The 14,249-nt window shown below is 71.1% G+C and carries 18 protein-coding genes; 3 read left to right on the top strand and 15 right to left on the bottom strand.

Going from position 1 to position 14,249, the window contains the following annotated elements:
* Both ABT116_RS31230 and ABT116_RS31225 read right to left on the bottom strand, forming a co-directional pair.
* Positions 1–1,167, bottom strand: a 1,167-nt coding sequence (locus ABT116_RS31230; protein ID WP_351640685.1) for an ATP-binding cassette domain-containing protein, incomplete at its 3' end; no start/stop codon positions are given.
* A 61-nt stretch (positions 1,168–1,228) separates the two neighbouring features.
* The gene (locus ABT116_RS31225) at positions 1,229–1,771 is read right to left on the bottom strand and encodes an MOSC domain-containing protein (protein WP_351640684.1); all 543 of its coding nucleotides are present in this window, start codon (positions 1,769–1,771) and stop codon (positions 1,229–1,231) included.
* A 183-nt stretch (positions 1,772–1,954) separates the two neighbouring features.
* Between ABT116_RS31225 and ABT116_RS31220 the strand changes: the two genes are divergently transcribed.
* Together ABT116_RS31220 and ABT116_RS31215 are read left to right on the top strand one after the other, a co-directional pair.
* Positions 1,955–2,776, top strand: coding sequence for a class I SAM-dependent methyltransferase (locus ABT116_RS31220; RefSeq protein ID WP_351640682.1), 822 nt, complete (start codon positions 1,955–1,957; stop codon positions 2,774–2,776).
* Between the two features lie 42 nt (positions 2,777–2,818).
* On the top strand, positions 2,819–2,989 hold the full coding sequence (locus ABT116_RS31215; RefSeq protein ID WP_351640681.1) for a hydrophobic protein: 171 nt from the start codon (positions 2,819–2,821) through the stop codon (positions 2,987–2,989).
* Positions 2,990–3,042: 53 nt separating this feature from the next.
* Here the strand turns inward: ABT116_RS31215 and ABT116_RS31210 are convergent, their stop codons facing one another.
* The 13 genes from ABT116_RS31210 to ABT116_RS31150 form a co-directional block, all read right to left on the bottom strand.
* Complete coding sequence (locus ABT116_RS31210; protein ID WP_031108664.1) at positions 3,043–3,306, bottom strand: gas vesicle protein K; 264 nt, start codon at positions 3,304–3,306, stop codon at positions 3,043–3,045.
* A 35-nt stretch (positions 3,307–3,341) separates the two neighbouring features.
* Positions 3,342–3,530: a gas vesicle protein gene (locus tag ABT116_RS31205; protein ID WP_003994122.1), complete on the bottom strand. Its 189-nt coding sequence runs from the start codon at positions 3,528–3,530 to the stop codon at positions 3,342–3,344.
* A 16-nt stretch (positions 3,531–3,546) separates the two neighbouring features.
* Positions 3,547–4,302 (bottom strand): GvpL/GvpF family gas vesicle protein, encoded by a 756-nt coding sequence (locus ABT116_RS31200; protein WP_351640678.1) that lies wholly within the window; start codon positions 4,300–4,302, stop codon positions 3,547–3,549.
* Positions 4,299–4,637 carry a gas vesicle protein gene (locus ABT116_RS31195; RefSeq protein ID WP_031108661.1) on the bottom strand — a complete coding sequence of 113 codons (339 nt, stop codon included), beginning with the start codon at positions 4,635–4,637 and terminating at the stop codon, positions 4,299–4,301. Before ABT116_RS31195 ends, ABT116_RS31200 begins: the two co-directional genes overlap by 4 nt.
* Positions 4,634–5,761 carry an SRPBCC family protein gene (locus tag ABT116_RS31190; protein WP_351640675.1) on the bottom strand — a complete coding sequence of 376 codons (1,128 nt, stop codon included), beginning with the start codon at positions 5,759–5,761 and terminating at the stop codon, positions 4,634–4,636. The genes ABT116_RS31195 and ABT116_RS31190 overlap by 4 nt, the downstream gene beginning before the upstream one ends.
* Complete coding sequence (locus tag ABT116_RS31185) at positions 5,758–6,447, bottom strand: DNA primase (protein ID WP_351640674.1); 690 nt, start codon at positions 6,445–6,447, stop codon at positions 5,758–5,760. The genes ABT116_RS31190 and ABT116_RS31185 overlap by 4 nt, the downstream gene beginning before the upstream one ends.
* Positions 6,444–6,707, bottom strand: coding sequence for a gas vesicle protein GvpG (locus ABT116_RS31180; RefSeq protein WP_351640671.1), 264 nt, complete (start codon positions 6,705–6,707; stop codon positions 6,444–6,446). Before ABT116_RS31180 ends, ABT116_RS31185 begins: the two co-directional genes overlap by 4 nt.
* Before the next feature lie 4 nt (positions 6,708–6,711).
* Positions 6,712–7,485: a GvpL/GvpF family gas vesicle protein gene (locus ABT116_RS31175; protein ID WP_351640668.1), complete on the bottom strand. Its 774-nt coding sequence runs from the start codon at positions 7,483–7,485 to the stop codon at positions 6,712–6,714.
* The gene (locus tag ABT116_RS31170) at positions 7,482–7,904 is read right to left on the bottom strand and encodes a gas vesicle structural protein GvpA (RefSeq protein ID WP_351640666.1); all 423 of its coding nucleotides are present in this window, start codon (positions 7,902–7,904) and stop codon (positions 7,482–7,484) included. The genes ABT116_RS31175 and ABT116_RS31170 overlap by 4 nt, the downstream gene beginning before the upstream one ends.
* A 46-nt stretch (positions 7,905–7,950) precedes the next feature.
* Positions 7,951–8,331 carry a gas vesicle protein GvpO gene (locus ABT116_RS31165; RefSeq protein ID WP_351640664.1) on the bottom strand — a complete coding sequence of 127 codons (381 nt, stop codon included), beginning with the start codon at positions 8,329–8,331 and terminating at the stop codon, positions 7,951–7,953.
* 92 nt (positions 8,332–8,423) lie between these two features.
* Positions 8,424–9,353 carry a non-homologous end-joining DNA ligase gene (ligD, locus tag ABT116_RS31160; RefSeq protein ID WP_351640661.1) on the bottom strand — a complete coding sequence of 310 codons (930 nt, stop codon included), beginning with the start codon at positions 9,351–9,353 and terminating at the stop codon, positions 8,424–8,426.
* The gene (locus tag ABT116_RS31155; protein WP_351640659.1) at positions 9,350–11,197 is read right to left on the bottom strand and encodes a transketolase; all 1,848 of its coding nucleotides are present in this window, start codon (positions 11,195–11,197) and stop codon (positions 9,350–9,352) included. Before ABT116_RS31155 ends, ligD begins: the two co-directional genes overlap by 4 nt.
* Entirely contained in the window at positions 11,194–13,089 is a 1,896-nt protein-coding gene (locus ABT116_RS31150) for an FAD-dependent oxidoreductase (RefSeq protein ID WP_351640658.1), read from the bottom strand. The genes ABT116_RS31155 and ABT116_RS31150 overlap by 4 nt, the downstream gene beginning before the upstream one ends.
* A 172-nt stretch (positions 13,090–13,261) precedes the next feature.
* On the opposite strand from ABT116_RS31150, the gene ABT116_RS31145 reads away from it, so the two are divergent.
* Positions 13,262–14,224, top strand: a complete 963-nt coding sequence (locus tag ABT116_RS31145) for a TIGR03557 family F420-dependent LLM class oxidoreductase (protein ID WP_351640656.1) — start codon at positions 13,262–13,264, stop codon at positions 14,222–14,224.
* Positions 14,225–14,249 lie beyond the last annotated feature (25 nt).

The following is a 14,249-nucleotide window of genomic DNA, read 5'->3' as shown; positions in this document are numbered from 1 at the left end:
CTTCCACTCCCCCGTGTGCGCCACGTCGTCGCCGGCGAGCAGGCGCAGGAAGTGGGACTTGCCGGAGCCGTTGGAGCCGAGGACGGCGACGCGTTCGCCGTAGAAGACCTCCAGGTCGAAGGGCTTCATCAGGCCGGTGAGCTCCAGTTTCGCGCAGGTGACCGCCCGGACGCCCGTACGGCCGCCCTTGATGCGCATCCTGATGTCCTGCTCGCGCGGCGGCTCCGGCGGCGGGCCGGCCTCCTCGAACTTGCGCAGCCGGGTCTGCGCGGCCGCGTAGCGGGAGGCCATCTCATGGCTGACGGCCGCGGCCTGACGCAGCGTCAGCACGAGCTTCTTCAGCTGTGCGTGCTTCTCGTCCCAGCGCCTGCGCAGCTCCTCGAAGCGGGCGAAGCGCTCGCGCCGGGCCTCGTGGAAGGTGGCGAAGCCGCCGCCGTGCACCCAGGCGTCCGCACCGGCGGGCCCGGGCTCCAGGGAGACGATCTTCTCAGCGGCGCGGGCGAGCAGTTCGCGGTCGTGGGAGACGAACAGAACCGTCTTGCGGGTCTCCTTCAGCCGCTCCTCCAGCCACCGCTTGCCCGGGACGTCGAGGTAGTTGTCGGGCTCGTCGAGGAGCAGCACTTCGTCGGTGCCGCGCAGCAGCGCCTCGAGGACGAGCCGCTTCTGCTCGCCGCCGGAGAGGGTGCGCACCTCCCGGAACTGCGCCTTGTCGTAGGGCACCCCGAGCGCGGCCGTGGTGCACATGTCCCACAGTGTCTCGGCCTCGTAGCCGCGGGCCTCGGCCCAGTCGGCGAGGGCCTGCGCGTACGCCAGCTGGGCGGCCTCGTCATCGACGGTCATGATGGCGTGCTCGGCCTTGTCGACGGCCCGCGCGGCCTCGCGGATGCGGGGCGTCGCGACGGACACGAGCAGGTCCCGTACGGTCGTCTCGTCGCGTACGGAGCCCACGAACTGCCGCATGACACCGAGCCCGCCGCCGACGACCACGGAGCCGCCGTGCGGCTTGAGCTCGCCGGCGAGCATCCGGAGCAGGGTGGTCTTCCCGGCGCCGTTGGGCCCGACGAGGGCCACGACGGCCCCCTCCCCCACCCGGAACGAGACATCACCCAGCAGCGCCCTTCCATCGGGCAGGTAGTACTCCAGGTGCGCGGCTTCGAGGTGTCCCATGGGCGCGATTCTGTGCGGGCCCGGGCCTCCGGGGCAAGCGGGTTAGGCGCCGGGGGTGCCGTCAGACCCGTTCCAGCGGCCGGTGCGGCTCGCTCGGAAGCTCCACCTCGATCGGGTCGCCGGGGCGCACCACACCCCCCTCCCGCACCACGCTCATGATCCCCGCCTTGCGCACGATGTTCCCCGCCTCGTCGCGTCCGACGACCTGCTTGAGCAGACCGTCCTGGAAAAGGTCGATCTGCAGGCAGGGGTTGCGCAGCCCGGTGACCTCCAGGACCGCGCCGTCGCCGATGCGCAGCAGGGTGCCCGTCGGCAGTGCGAGCAGGTCGATGCCCCGGGTGGTGATGTTCTCGCCGAGTTCGCCGGGCGCCACCTCGAACCCGTCCTCGCCGACCTCGGCGAAGAGTTCCTCGTGCATGAGGTGGACCTGGCGCAGGTTCGGCTGGGTGGGGTCCTGCGCGACGCGTGAGCGGTGCTTGACCGTCACCCCGGCGTGCACGTCCCCCTCCACCCCGAGTCCTGTGAGCAGCGTGATGCTGTCCCGGTTCGGCTTGGTGAAGGAGTACTCCCCGTTGCTGCTGACGGCCGTGACGTGCGCGTTCATCTCTCGGTTCCCCCTGTGTCGCCGATGGTGATCAGCTCCGAGCCTGCCCCGTGGACACCGGTGTGTCCAGTCTCCTTGAACTGACGAACCGTCAGTCCATATAGCAGGATGCACGTCTCAATATGCGGGTGCCCCGCGTACGGTGATCTCCTGCCGACCCGACCGGAAGGGGTGGGATCCGTCATGCCGGAACCCCGGGACACCGCCGTCTACACCCATGGGCACCACGAATCAGTGCTGCGCTCGCACACCTGGCGGACCGCCGCCAACTCCGCCGCGTATCTGCTGCCTTCGCTCAGGCCCCACATGAAGATCCTGGACATCGGCTGCGGGCCGGGCACGATCACCGCCGACCTGGCGGAGCTCGTGCCCGACGGGCGGGTCACCGGCGTCGACCGGGTCCCGGAGATCCTGGACCGGGCACGCGCCACGGCGGCCGGGCGGGGGCTGGCCAACATCGACTTCGCGGTCGCCGACGTACACGCACTGGACTACCCGGACGACACGTTCTGTGTGGTCCACGCCCACCAGGTGCTCCAGCACGTGGGCGACCCGGTGCGGGCGCTGCGCGAGATGAAGCGGGTCGTCAGGCCCGGCGGGATCGTCGCCGTGCGGGACGCGGACTACGCGGCCATGACCTGGTACCCGGCCTCCGAGGGACTCGACGCCTGGCTGGACCTCTACCGCCGGGTCGCCCGGGCCAACGGCGGCGAGCCGGACGCCGGACGCCGACTGAAGGCCTGGGCACGGCAGGCCGGGTTCACGGACATCACGGCGACCTCCGGCACCTGGACCTTCGCCACGCCCGAGGAGCGGGCCTGGTGGAGCGGGCTGTGGGCGGACCGCACGCTGGCGTCGGCGTACGCGGACCGGGCCCGGCTGGGCGGGCACGCCGGCGACCGGGAACTGCGGGCGGTGGCCGAGGCATGGCGGGAGTGGGGCCGTCAGGAGGACGGATGGTTCAGCGTACTGCACGGAGAAATTCTCTGCCGAAAGGAAGCCTGAAACGCTGTTTCAGGGACATCCTGAAAGCAGGAGGTTCGAATTATGGTTCCCATCCTGCTGGTGCTGCTTCTGGCTCTGGTTCTGTTCGGCGCCGGATTCGCAGTGAAGATTCTCTGGTGGATCGCGCTCGCGGTTCTCGTCCTGTGGCTGCTGGGATTCTTCGCCCGCGGCACGTCCGCATCCGGCGGCAGGGGCCGTTGGTACAGGTGGTGAATGAGCACTCGTCTTCCCGGGCCTGGGTCAGGGCCCGGGAAGACGAGTGAGAGTCAGTCCCGCGGAAGCAGCGGTCCGAGCGGCCCGAGGTCCAGGTTGAGGTCCTCGGGCCGCAGTCCGTAGCGCTCGCGCAGTTCCGTCATGCGCTCGTCGAGCAGCATGAGCGTGAGCCCGATCCGCTCCTCCTGCTCCTCGCTCAGGTCCCCCACGTCGAACCGGCGCAGCGCCTGGCGCTCCATGAGCTGGCGCAGCAGCTCCACCACCGTCAGCACGAGTTTGACCAGGTCGCGCTCGACCGTGTCGGGCTCCAGATCCATGTGGTTGGAGCGCGGCCGGGGGTTCTCCGGGGCGGTCACAGCAACTCCTCGAACGGTGAGGGAACCTGAGCGTTCACCGAGCTGATGAGCGCGTTGAGGTCGATACGGACGAGATCGACGTCGGCGATGCGCAGCGTGATGTCCCCCGTGATCACGACGCCGCCGGCGAGCAGCCGGTCGAGCAGGTCCACGAGAGCGACCTCACGGCGTTCCACTACGGTCACGGATTCTTCCCGTCGTTCATGTGCCCTCCCCGGCGAACGAATAGGCCGCCCAGGGACCGGTGAGTTCGATGCGCATTCCGGGCACCTCCCCCTTCGTGCGGTCCACCAGTTCCACGAATTCCTCGGAATGCGCACGCGGAACGAGATAGGCGGCGTTCAGTACGTTCCGCCCGGTCGCCTTGGAAAGCGCGGGATTCTGCGGGGGATGCATCCGGGAATCCTCCGCAAATGCGGAGAGCTCCTCGTGCAGCCGGGTCGAAAAAGCCTCGGCCTTCTGCCACATTTCCTCGTGGGACCTGGTCTGCGTACGCCGTTGCCGCAGGTAGTCCCGGCCCGACGCCGGCTTCTGCGGGGGCCGGGCGCTCTCCTGCGGTTCGGACTCGGCGTAGACCTTGACGCCCCACTCCACCCGGCCTTCCAGCCGGTCCAGGGTGCGCCGGAAGTCCTCCTCGCGCGCCTCCATCATCATCCGCACGCCGCTGTCGTCATGGAAGACGGTGCCGAGCCGCAGCGGCAGCGGGGTGGTGACGGTGGTGAGCGCGTCGATGACGCCCTGGTGGGCCCGGGCGGTCTCGGTGAGCCAGTCCAGGTCCTCCAGATGGCGCCGGAGCGGCTCCTCGGCGAAGTCCCGCTCCGGCACGTGGCTCACCACGGCCACCAGGCCGTGGTGAGTCAGTGCTCTGGGCGGATCACCCGCGACCCCGGTCAGCTGGGCCTGGAGGGGTGTGCCGAAGGGGCGGCAGACGGCGTAGACGTACCGCAGTCCGGTCACGGTGCCTCCTTCTTCTCCGCGCGGCCGGGCTCCAGTTCCTCCAGCCGGGCCAGCCTCTCGCGCAACTCGGCGTTCTCCCGGGTCAGTTCGTCACGGCGGGCCCGTGAGCTCAGGGCCGGGTCGGTCTCCCACCAGTCGATGCCCATCTCCTTCGCCTTGTCGACCGAGGCGACGATCAGACGCAGCTTGATCGTGAGGAGTTCGATGTCGAGCAGGTTGATCCGGATGTCGCCCGCTATGACGATGCCCTTGTCCAGGACCCGTTCAAGGATGTCGGCGAGGTTGGCGCCGCTTCCCTGACCGTAGGGCTCGGGCATCCTGCTGGGCGTCGTCATCGCCGGCTCCCCGCCTCGACTTCCTCGTCCTCGTCCTCGTAATCGTCGTCCTCGTACTCCCCTTCGGGCTCCTCCTCGCCCTCGGGCTCCTCCTCGTCCTCCTCGTCGTACTCGGCCTCGGAGTCGTCCTCGTACTCGCCTTCGGGCTCTTCCTCCTCGCCCTCCTCCTCGTCCTCCTCGTCGTACTCGTCCTCGGCGTCCTCGCCCTCGGGGCGCTCCTCCTCGGAGCCCTCCTCGGACTCCTCCTCGGCGAGCGCGTCCTCATGGCTGCGGACGACCTCGCCGTCGCGGATCTCGCCGCGCCAGCCGTCCTCCGCCTCGCCCTTGATCGTGATGAAGCGGACGAAGTTCTTGAGGTCGAGCCGGGCCCGGCGGCCCTGGGCGCGCCAGATGTTGCCGGTCTTCTCGAAGAAGCCGGAGGGGTAGTACTCGATGACGAGCAGGACACGGGTGAGGCTGTCGGTGAGCCGGTGGAAGGAGACGACGCCCTTCGTGGTGCCCTTGGCCCCCTCGGAGGTCCAGGCGATGCGGTCGTCGGGGAGCTGCTCGGTCGTCTTCGCCTTCCAGCTGCGACTGGACCACCAGATCTTCGCCTGCCAGTCGGAGTGGGTGTCGTCGTCGCGGCTCGCGCTCTTGACGCCCTTCGCGAAGGTGCTGAAGTCCTGGTACTTCGTCCACTGGTCGTACGCGGTGCGCAACGGCACGCCCACGTCGATGTGTTCGATGATGACCGTGGGCTTGTTGCCCGAACGGCCCTTGCCCTTCTTGCCCTTGCCGCCGCCGCCCAGGTTCTTGACGGCACCGGTGACCTTGTCCTTGAGGTGCGAGCCGCCCATCTCCAGTGCGGAGCGCAGCGGCCCCTTGCCCTCGGCTATCTTGCGACCGCCGTCGAGGGCGAGTTTGGCGAAGCCGGGGCTGTTGCCCTCGGCGATGTCGTTCAGCTTGCCGGTGGTCTCGCCGAGCTTGCGGCCGACGCCGGTCAGCATGCGGGTGGCCTGCGCGGCGAGGTACTCCTGCAGTTCGGCCTTGAGCCGGTCTGCGGCCTCGCTGTGGGCCAGGTCGGTGAGCGGGTTCTTCGTTGCTCCATTGGCGGCGGACTTCGCCGAGCCGAGTGTGTCGCTCATCCCTCACCGCCTCCCTTCGGCAGACGGGACCGGGCGCTGCCGCCCCTGCTCCCGGAGGCCGTCTTCTTGGCGGCCGTGGTCTTCTTGGCCGCCGTCTTCTTCGCGGGGGCCTTCCTCGCGGCGGCCTTCTTGGCGGGGGCCTTCTTCGCCGTATTCTTGGCCGTCTTCTTCGCGGACGGCCTCTTGGCCGGGGCCTTCTTCGCCGCCGGCTCCGACTCCTCGTCCTCCTGCGGCTCGTTGTCGTCGGACTCCTCGGACTCCTCGGACTCCTCGTCCCGGGGCTCGTCGGCCTCGTCGGACCCGTCGTCCTCGGGCTCCTCGTCCTCGTACTCGTCGTCCGCCTCGTCGTCCTCACGGCCGCCGGGCACCGCGCCCGTCAGCTGGTCACGCATCTGGGCGGTCCGGCCGTGCAGCCGGTCGGACAGGGCGTCGAGCTGCCGCTCGACCATGGCGCCGGAGGCCGCCTTGCCCACGCCGCGCAGGTCCTCGCGCAACTGGTCCCCGATCTCCTTGAACTGCGGGTTGTTCCGCAGCTGCTGCTGGAGAAGCTCGGCGACCATGCGCGGACTCAGGTTCAGCTTCTTCCCGGCGACCAGGCCACCGACGGCGACCGCCATCTTCAGCTTCTTGGTGCGTCCGAGGAGATATCCGGCCCCCACCGCGAGGCCCAGTCCCATTCGGTTCATTGTGTAGTCCCGTTGCCTGTTCCCGCGCTCCCGCGCGAAGCGGTCTCCAGCCGGTCGAGGAGTTCGTCCTCCAAGCGGTCGAACTCCTCCTCCGTGATCTCCCCGGCCTCCAGCTGCTCCTCGAGGCGGGCCAGTTCGGCCCGGATCGTCGCGGGGTCGTAGTAGATCCGCTCGGCCTCCTGGAGTACCTGTCTGATGGCCCAGGCGCTGCCGCGTGCCGGTGCGAGCGGCAGCAGCAGCACCTCCGAGATCAGGCCCACGTCGTCACCCCGCTCCGGTGTCCGTGCCACTCACCGCGGTGCCCGCGGGCTCGGCCGGGCCGGGCTCGACGAAGCTGTACGGCGGCAGCGGGCCGTTGACCCGCACCTCCAGGTGCGGCATGTCCTTGCGGAGCTGCTCGACCGCGGCCAGGAACGAATCGGCCGACTCCCGGTCGACCAGGAACGACACGTTCGCCAGCCAGCCCGTCGACTCGGGGCCCACGCTCACGTCGTCGACGGCCGGCTCCAAGGCCCGACGCACCGCGGCGCCGTCGTCGGCCTCCTTGGCCTTGACCGCGGCCGCGACCAGCTCGCCGAGCCGGATCTTGTCGTCGTAACTGCCGCCGCCCGCCTGCCGGTTGGCCTCCGCGAGCCCGCGGATGTCGGGGCTCTCGGCCATCACCTGGTGCAGGACGGCCTCTTCGACGTGATTGGCCTTGACGTTGTACTCGACCCGGTTGTCCAGGGCCTGCAGCCGCTCCTTGTAGTGCTCGGCGCGCTCGGCGAGCACCCCCGTGATGGAGTTGTCGTCCGGGGCGACGCTGCCGAACCGCATGGGCAGCACGCAGCCTGCCGCGCCGGCCTCGCTGAGCACGTTCTGGTGGGCGAGCAGGTCCTTGCGCTTGGGCCGCAGCCCCTCGGGCGCCTCGCTGACGACGGCCGCCAGGTCGCCCTCCCGCAGAATGCGCACCTCGCGGGGCGGGTCGCCGACGCCGCCCATGCCCTCGGGCAGGGCGGGGTGCGAACTCGCCGCGATGCCGTAGACGTAGGTGCTCACTCCTGCTCCTCCTTACGGCGGGACGTGCTCTTGCGGGCTCGCGGACGCGACTCGGTCTCGCCCTCGCTCCGAGCCTGCTTGAAGGCGTCGGAAATGGTTTCGGCGGCGCCGGACAGCGCCCCCTTGGACTTGCCGCGGGCGCCGGACTCGGTCATCTCCCCGACCAGGTCGGGCAGGCCCGGGTCCTTGCGCGGCCCGGCCTCCAGGTCGAGCCGGTTGCACGCTTCGGCGAAGCGCAGATAGGTGTCGACGCTGGCGACGACGACGCGAACGTCGATCTTGAGGATCTCGATGCCGACCAGGGACACTCGCACGAACGCGTCGATCACGAGCCCCCTGTCCAGAACCAGTTCGAGCACGTCGTAGAGACCGCTGCTGCCGCCTCCGCCGCCGGACTGCTGTGCCGGTACGACAGTCATGCCGGGTGTTCCTCCTCGTGTGTGGGTGCTGGTTCGGTGGGGCGGCCTAGCGGCCGCCGGACCTGCGCGCGTCGGACCGACCGCGTTCGTAGCGGCGGACGCGCCGATAGCCCGTGAGCTGCCCCTCTGTGTCGAGCTCCACCTGGTAGCTCGCCATCAGGCTCATCGTGTCGGGCACGCGCTCGAGTTCGAGGACCTCGACCTCCAGCGCCCAGCCCTCCTCCGTCTGCTCGAAGGACGACACGGACTCGGCTTCCATGCCGGTGAGCTCCGCGAGCTGGCCGCGCGCCTGGCGCAGCACCTCCATCGGGCTCGGCCGGCTCTTCGCCGACTGGTTGTCGTTCGCCTTGCTCGTGTTCGGGGAGTCCCGGGAGTCCCGGGACTCCTGTGAATCCTGTGACTCTTGCGTGTTTTTTGTGTTCGACATGGCCACCTCCCCCTCCGTGTGGCCGCAAGCGTGTTCGCCAAACCTCTACAGGCGCATGCATCTGCCACCCGTCCGGCCGGAGGCGGGGAACCTCAGCCGCGCAGGGCATTCAGCCTCCGCCGGGCCGGTCCCAGCGCCCGGCCCCGGCTCAGCAGGCCTGACCAGGGGTTGGTGCGGGCCTGCTCCACGGCGTCGGCGATGGTATAGCGGCGGGCGTGCAGCTCCGGATCGTCCAGCTGGTCCCAGGTGACGGGGGTGGCCACCGGCGCGCCCGGGCGGGGCCGGACCGTGTAGGGCGCGACGGCGGTCTGGGCGTAGGCGTTGCGCTGGATGTCGAGGTAGAGCCGCTCGCCGCGCTCCTTCTTGCGGGCGGCGGTGGTGAGCCGGTCGGGGTGGGCGTCGGCGAGGGTGTCGGCGACGTCCCGGGCGAAGGCCCGCACCTCGTCGAAGTCGTGCCGGCCGTTCAGCGGCACGATCACGTGCAGCCCGCGTGAGCCGGTGGTCATCAGCGCCGAGGGCAGGTCGAGCTCGTCGAGGAGCTCCCCGAGCAGCCGGGCGGCCTCGCGCACGGGCTCGAAGTCGTCCCCCGAGGGGTCGAGGTCGAAGACCAGCCGGTCGGGGTGGTCGACGCTGTCGGCGCGGGACAGCCAGCGGTGCAGGGTGATGCTCGCCTGGTCGGCCAGGTAGACGAGGGTGGCCGTGTCGTCGCAGACGGCGTGGCGGACGGTGCCGCCCTCCTTGGCCACCTCGACCCGGGGAATCCACTCCGGGTAGTGGTCCGGGGTGTTCTTCTGCATGAACGTCGGGCCGTCGATGCCGTCCGGGTGCCGTTCCAGCATCAGCGGGCGGCCGCGCAGGTGCGGCAGCATGAAGGGCGCGACGGCCCGCTGGTAGTCGACCAGGTCGCCCTTGGTGTACTCCTTGGCGTCGCCGCCGCCGGGGAAGAGCACCTTGTCCGGCCGGTGCACCTCCACCGTGCGGCGGCCCGCCCGCACCCTGCGCGTGCCGTCGGCGCCGCTCACCGCACGACCGCCTCCTCCACCAGCAGCCGTCCGGCCGCCGCGATGGACTCCGCGTCGATGCCCGAGGCGCGCAGCTGCTCCTCCGGGGAGGCCGAGCCCGGCATCGTCCGTACGCCGAGCCGCACCAGGCGCGGTACGGGGCGCCCGTCGGTGAAGGCGTCGAGGATCGCGTCGCCGATGCCGCCCTCGGGGTGGTGGTCCTCCACGGTCACCAGGCAGCCGGTCTCCTCGGCGGCCCGGCGCAGCGTGGCCCGGTCGACGGGCTTGACGGAGTACAGGTCGATCACCCGCACCGCGATGCCCTCCTGCTCCAAGGCCTCGGCGGCGGCCAGCGCCTCGTGAACGGTGACGCCCGCCGCGACGAGGGTCAGCCGGTCCTCGCCGGAGGAGCGCAGCACCTTGCTGCCGCCGACCGGGAACTCCTCGTCGGGGGCGTAGATCACCGGGCTCTCGCCGCGCGAGGTGCGCAGGTAGCGGACACCCTCCAGGCCGGCCATCGTGCCGACGAGCCGTGCGGTCTGGTTGGCGTCGCACGGGTACAGCACGGTCGAGCCGTGTACCGCCCGCATCATCGCCAGGTCCTCCAGGCCCATCTGGCTGGGTCCGTCCTGGCCGATGGCGACGCCCGCGTGCGAGCCGACGAGGTTGATGCCGGAGCCGCTGATCGACGCCATCCTGATGAAGTCGTACGCACGGGTCAGGAAGGCCGCGAAGGTGGCGGCGTACGGCACCCAGCCGCGAGCCGCCAGCCCGACCGCCGAGGCCACGAGCTGCTGCTCGGCGATGTAGCACTCGAAGTAGCGGTCGGGGTGCTCCTTGGCGAAGAACTCGGCGCGGGTGGAGTCGCCGACCTCGCCGTCCAGGGCGACGATGTCGCCGCGGCCGGTGCCGAGGGCGGCGAGCGCCTCGCCGAAGGCGTTGCGGGTGGCGATCTCCTCGCCCTTGTCCCACCTCGGGAGGTCGATGTCCCCGGTGTGCACGGAGTGCAGCATGCGGGCGGCCGGCGGCTCCTGTACCCGGACGCGGATGTCGCGCGGGCCGCCGAGTTCGGTGATCGCCTCCTCGGCCTCCTTGAGCGGCTTGCCGTGCAGGCCCTCGCGGTCCTGGACGCCCTCGACGCCCTTGCCCTTGAGGGTGCGGGCGAGGATCGCGGTGGGCTGGCCCTTGGTAGAGGCGGCCTCTCCGTAGGCGCGGTCGATCGCGTCGACGTCGTGGCCGTCGACCTCGATGGTGTGCCAGTCGAAGGCCTGGAAGCGGCGGGCGTAGGCGTCAAGGTCGTGGCCGTGCCGGGTGGGGCCGCGCTGGCCGAGCCGGTTGACGTCGACGATCACGGTGAGGTTGTCCAGGTGCTCGTACCCGGCGTGCTCGGCGGCCTCCCACACGGACCCCTCGGCCAGCTCGCTGTCCCCGCACAGCACCCAGGTGCGGTAGCCGGTGCGGTCGAGCCGCTTGCCGGCCAGCGCGATGCCGACCCCGACGGGCAGGCCCTGCCCGAGCGAGCCGGTGGCGGTCTCGACCCACGGCAGGCGCTGCGGGGTGGGGTGCCCTTCGAGGCGGCTGCCCAGCTTGCGGAAGGTGAGCAGCTCTTCGTCGTCGATGGCGCCGGCCGCCTTGTACGCGGAGTACAGCAGCGGGGAGGCATGGCCCTTGGAGAGGACGAAGCGGTCGTTGCCGGGGTGGGCGGGGCGGTCGAAGTCGTAGCGGAGGTGGTGCGCCAGCAGGACGGCCATCAGGTCGGCCGCGGACATCGAGGACGTCGGGTGCCCGGAACCCGCCGCGGCGGCGGCGCGGACACTGTCCACCCGCAGCTGCTGTCCGAGGTCGGTGAGTTCACCGGTGTTCATGAGTCTCCTTTCGTGGAGTCGTCCGGGTCGTCCGGGACGTCGGTTCGCTTGACGGGGCCCGGGGCGGGATGGGGAGCAGGGGGCGGCTGACCGGGCGGGGTTCCGGGGGCGGGTTGCTTCTCCGGGGACTGCGGCTGATTCCTCGCGGGCTCACCGCCGGGCTGATTCCTGGCAGGCTCACCGCCGGGCTGATTCCTGGCAGGCTCACCACCCGGCTGATTCCTGGCAGGCTCACCACCCGGCTGGTTCTTCGCAGGCTCGTCGGCAGCCCGCACAGCCGCCGCAGCCCCGGCAGCCCCCGCAGCCGGACGGCCCTTCGCCGTCTCCGACTCTGACCGCAGCTGCCCGCGCCCCGAGCCGGAACCCGCGGCCGGACGGCCCTTCGCCGTCTCGGGCTCGGACCGCGGCTCCGCGGCCCCGGATCCGGGCCGTACCTGCGTCGCCCCGGATCCGGGCTGCCCCTTCGCGGGCTCATCGGGGGGCCGGTACCGGTCCGGTCCGGCGCCGGTGCCCCCGTCGTCCGTGTCGGCCGCGAGCGCCGCCCCCGGCCCGGACCGGGCGCCCGCCTCCTGCCGTTTCCCGGGCCCGCCCGGCACCCGGGCCACCTCGGGCGACGAGGTGTCCAGCGGCACCGACCAGGACCGTACGAGCCCCAACTGCACGGCCTGACGCGGCAGTACGGCGTCCAGCAGCCAGTCGGCTGCGACCCGCACGCGGTTCCCGGGCATCGCGGCGAGGTGGTAGCCCCGCGTCACCGCGCCCGCCGGTACGCCGGACAGGATCACGCCGAGCGGGTTGGCTGCGGCCTTCGCCCCGCCCAGATCGACGACGAAACCCAGGTCACGATGGCGGTAGGGCTTGCGCGACCCTCCGAGACCGAGCGACGCGGCGACGTTCTCCGCCGCGATCTTGCCGTGCCGCCAGGCGTGCTGCGCGGTCATCGGCGTACAGCTCCCCGGGTTCTCCAGATCCGGTACCGCGGCCACGTCACCGCACGCGAACAACTCCGGCCGCCCGGGCACCTGCAAGTGCGGGTCGACCAGCAGCCGCCCCTTCTCCATGGGCAGCCCCAGGGACTCGACCAGCGGGTCGGGCCGTACACCCACGCACCACACCAGCGTCCTGGTCGCGACGAACTCGCCGTCGGTCAGCACGACCCCGTCGTGCGTGGCCTCCTTGACGGACGTCCCCATCCGCACGTCCACGCCCCGCTGCCGCAGCACCCGGTCGGCGGTGGCGGAGAGCCTCTCGTCCATCTCGGGCAGCACCCGCGGCGCCACGTCCAGCAGCATCCAGCGCGGCCGCATGCCCTGCCGCAGCGGATGCTTGCGCACCTGCGCGTCGGTGAACATCTGCCCGTGCGCGGCGACCTCGGTGCCGGTGTACCCCGCGCCGACCACGACGAAGGTGCACCGCGCGGCGCACGTCCCGGGATCGTCGGAGGAAGCCGCGAGCTCCACCTGCCGGGTCACGTGGTCGCGCAGGTACAGCGCCTCGGGCAGCCCCCGGAAGCCGTGGGCGTGCTCTGCGACCCCGGGGATGGGCAGCAGCTTGTTGACACTGCCCGCGGCGAGCACCAGCCGGTCGTAGGCGAGGGTGCCGCCCTCCCCCTCGGGGCCGGTGTAGTGCAGCATCCGCTCGTCGAGGTCGATGCGGTCGGCCTCGCCCAGCACCAGCCGCACGTCCGGCAGCGAGTCCGAGAGGGAGACCGTGACCCGGCGCGGCTCCAGGACACCGGCGGCGACCTGGGGCAGCAGGGGCAGGTACAGGAAATAGTCGGTCGGGTTGAGCAGGGTGATGTGGGCCCGGCCCCGGGTGAGCCGGGACAGGGTGCGGGCCGTGCGGTACCCGGCGAAGCCGGCACCGACGATCAGGATGCGGGGTCGACTCACGGTCGCTCGCCTCCGGCGCTGTCGCGTAGCTCGGGAGCCTTCCGCGTCCCCCTGGCCAGGGCACCCAAACGTCGGCAAGGCGCCTGCTCACCCGCACGCCGCCGGTTTCCGGCCCCTCGCTCGGGTACCCGGTGCGGGATATGGACCGCCGACGTCGCGGAGGCACTCCCCCATGCCCGAGTACGGATACTTTCTCTCGTGCGAGCAGTACGGACCCGCCGAGCTGATCGAACAGGCGCGGATGGCCGAGCAGGCCGGATTCCAGGCCCTGTGGATCTCCGATCACTACCACCCCTGGAACGACGAGCAGGGCCAGAGCCCGTTCGTGTGGTCGGTGATCGGCGCGCTGTCCGAGGCGGTGTCCCTGCCGATCGAGACGGCGGTGACCTGCCCGACCGTGCGCATGCACCCGGCGGTGGTGGCGCACGCCGCGGCGACCAGCGCGGTGATGACGAACAACCGCTTCCGGCTCGGCGTCGGCTCCGGTGAGGCGCTCAACGAGCACATCCTGGGCGACCACTGGCCCCCGGCGCACGTCCGGCTGGACATGCTGGAGGAGGCCATCCAGGTGATGCGCCGGCTGTTCAGCGGCGAGGAGGTCAATCACCACGGGCCGCACTACACGGTCGAGAACGCCCGTCTGTACACCGTTCCGGACGAGCCGATCCCGATCGACGTCTCCGGCTTCGGCCCCGCCGCGACCCAGCTCGCCGCCCGCGTCGGCGACGGCTACATCTCGGTCATGCCGGACGAGGCGATGGTGGAGCAGTACCGCAAGGGCGGAGGCGGCGGAAAACTGGTCAGCGGTGGCACCAAGGTCTGCTACGACACGGACAAGGACGAGGCCGTCCGGACCGTCCACCGGCTCTGGGCGAACGAGCAGCTGCCGGGCGAACTGGGCCAGGTGCTGCCCTCCCCCAAGCACTTCGAGCAGGCGCAGCAGCTCGTCACCGAGGACATGGTGCGGGAGAACCGGGTGTGCGGCGACGACGTGGACGAACACGTGGCGGAGCTGAAGCAGTTCGCCGACGCGGGTTACGACCGGGTCTACGTGAACCAGATCGGCCCGGACCTGCGCGGCTTCTTCGACTTCTACCGCACGAAGGTGCTGCCGCAGCTCCAGCGGGCCGTCTGACCCGCACCCCGGGAAATCCGGGGAC

Source organism: Streptomyces sp. NPDC002130 (assembly GCF_040296465.1).
Lineage (GTDB): Bacteria > Actinomycetota > Actinomycetes > Streptomycetales > Streptomycetaceae > Streptomyces.
Note: the sequence above shows the minus strand (reverse complement) of the source record. Positions and strands in the feature narration are given on the sequence as shown.